This is a genomic window from Mycobacterium sp., assembly GCF_035603715.1.
Classification (GTDB): Bacteria; Actinomycetota; Actinomycetes; order Mycobacteriales; family Mycobacteriaceae; genus Mycobacterium.
Genome location: NZ_DATNJW010000580.1, coordinates 1 through 2,746 on the forward strand (window position 1 = coordinate 1; position 2,746 = coordinate 2,746).

Annotated in this window: 2 protein-coding genes; one reads left to right on the plus strand and one right to left on the minus strand. The window is 63.6% G+C overall.

What is annotated here, in order from left to right; genetic code table 11:
* Positions 1–1,842: bifunctional diguanylate cyclase/phosphodiesterase (locus VN856_RS23725; protein ID WP_325693745.1), on the minus strand; the 1,842-nt coding region annotated here is incomplete at its 3' end.
* A gap of 232 nt (positions 1,843–2,074) precedes the next feature.
* On the opposite strand from VN856_RS23725, the gene VN856_RS23730 reads away from it, so the two are divergent.
* Positions 2,075–2,746: ThiF family adenylyltransferase (locus VN856_RS23730; protein WP_414687037.1), on the plus strand; the 672-nt coding region annotated here is incomplete at its 3' end.

Sequence of the window (2,746 nt, forward strand, 5' to 3'; positions counted from 1 at the left end):
CAGTGCCTCGCGGTTGCCGAGGAACGGCATCGGCATCCAGCGCGAAGACAACATGGTCTCCATCGCCTTGCCCGCGATGGGTCGTGAGAGCAAGTACCCCTGCGCGCGGCGGCAGCCGTGCTGCATCAACGCCAGTGCGGCGGTTGCGGTTTCGACGCCCTCGGCGACCAACTGCAGGTTGAACGCGTCGGCAAGGCCGATGATCGCCCGGACAATCGCCAAATCGTTGGCATTGTCGCCCAAGTGGCGCACGAAGCGTGGGTCGATCTTGAGCGTGTCGACCGGCAGCGTCTTCAAATGCGACAAGACGGCGTAACCGGTACCGAAGTCGTCGATGGAGGTTTGCGCGCCAACGTCTTTGAGCTCCGCCAGCGTGCGCGCGGTGTTGTCGATGTCGTGGACCACTGCGCGTTCGGTGATCTCCAGGCACAACGAACCGTCGTCCATGCCGAACTCATTGATGGTTTCGCCAACCATCCGGGCGAAACCGGGCGTGCTCAGTTGCAGAGGGGACACGTTGACCCGCAACGACGCGTCTTGTCCCACGCCGCGCGAACGCCACCCGCTGAAGTCCGCGCACGCGGTGCGAAGCACCCACCGATCCAAATCGCTCGCGAGATTCATCGACTCGGCCACCCCGATGAAAGAATCCGGTAGCAGCACACCGCGATCCGGGTGTCGCCAACGTACCAGCGCTTCGGTGGCCACGATGGCGCCCGTCCAGAGATCGACCTCGGGCAGGTAATCCAGCAGTAGCGCGTCGTCGACGATGTCACCCCTCAGGTGCCCTTCGATGTCGCTGCGGAAACGCTGCTTCAACGAGTTGTTGCTTGCCGCCGCGACCTGGTTGCCGCCCGCGCGTTTGGCTGCAAGGACGGCTTCGTCGGCGCGGCGGAGCAGATCGGTGCTCTGGTCGCGACCCGGCGTGCCGGTCGCGACGCCGATGCTCACGGTCCGATTGATGGTCTGGCCGTCGATGGTCAGGCGATCGTGCACGGTCTTGCGGATCCGGTCGGCGAAGATCTCCGCGGCATGCGTGGTCATCGGCTGATCCGGAATGACGACGAACTCGTCGCCACCGATTCGCCCGACCATGCTCTGGCTTCCGGCGCAGGCACTGAGGCGATCGGCGAAAGTCTGGATGTACCAGTCGCCGGCGGCGTGGCCGAGCGAGTCGTTGATCGCTTTGAGACGGTCCAGGTCGATGTAGAGAACGGCGACCGGGCCTGGCCGCCGGACGGCGAGCCGGCCGGACAGATGGTCCATCAGCACTCGACGGTTGCTCAAACCGGTCAGATCGTCATGCTCGGCGAGATGCCGAAGCCGTTCTTCGGCCGAGATGCGGGCCCGGAACTGAGCGAACAGCGAGGCGATCGTTGTGAGGGTGTGGATCGCCTCGGGCTTCCACCTTCGGCCGCGCCACTTGACGAAGCCAAGCACGCCGCAGGTCATCGTGCCGGAGATCAGCGGGGCGGCGGCGACCATCGGGGCTCCGGTGCGGCCGGCCCTGATCCGCGGGAATCGAGATACGCCGTCGTCGTAATTGCGGTGAACCTTCACCAGTTCTTTGCCGTTGTCGCAGAGTGACAGGGCGGGGTGGTCGCTGGTGAACGGGATGACAGCGAACGGATCCGGATCGGTTACATCGGTGCGCGGCGGCCATTCCGCGGCCAGCACCGAGGCGCCCATGTCGTGGTCGCTATAGCGCAGGAAGCTGTAGCTCAGGTCGAAGTGTTCGACGAGCTGGGCCAGGACCTGTTCACTGGCGCGAGCAGCGGTCGCCGCGGTTGCTTCGAGCAGTTGATTCGCGATGGAGGAGACGAGGAGCAGATTGCCCGGCACGCTGTCCTCCGATCTGGAGATTGTGTCCGCAATTCCGGACGGGCCCACGCGGAATGCTATTCGCCGCCAACTTATAGTGCAATCGTTGCCCCAAATTACTTCAGAGACTGAATAATACATATTCCGGGCTACAAACAAAGTCGTGGATGTAACGCCTGGATGTCAGCGCTTATCCTCTCTGGTATCGGCTGGCGCGCGACCATGAGGAGTGACCATCGCAGCAAGCAAGGCATTGGTACTCGACTCCGAGGACGCCGCCGACAAGGCCACGTTGGACCAGTTGCGTGCCGATCCGGTCATCGAGTTCGTTGACCAGCGCGAGACCCAACTCGCTGAGTTGCAGGGCCTGCTGCCACCAGCGGGCCCTGATCGTGCCGCCGAGCCCTGCCGGTGGGTGTATTTCCCCTGGCGGCGGACGGTTGTGGCGGTGCTCGGCCCGCGGGGGTTTCGGGCAGTCCGGCTGGATCGCAACCGGAATGTCATCACCGCGGAAGAGCAGTCGCGACTGGGTGAACTGCGTATCGGTGTTGCCGGGTTGAGCGCTGGGCATGTCATCGCGCACACACTCGCGGCGCAGGGACTATGCGGTTTGCTTCGGCTGGCGGATTTCGACCACCTCGAACTTTCCAACCTGAATCGTGTGCCGGCGACCGTATTGGACATCGGGCTGAACAAAGCTGAGGTGAGCGCCCGCAGAATCGCCGAGCTGGATCCGTATCTGCCCGTTGAGATCATGGACACGGGTTTGACCCTGGAAACCATCGACGAATTTCTCGACGGGCTGAATATTGTTGTCGAAGAATGTGATTCGCTCGACATGAAGGCGCACGTGCGAGAGCGGGCGCGGGCGCGGGGAATTCCGGTGTTGATGGCGACCAGCGACCGCGGCCTGGTCGACGTGGAA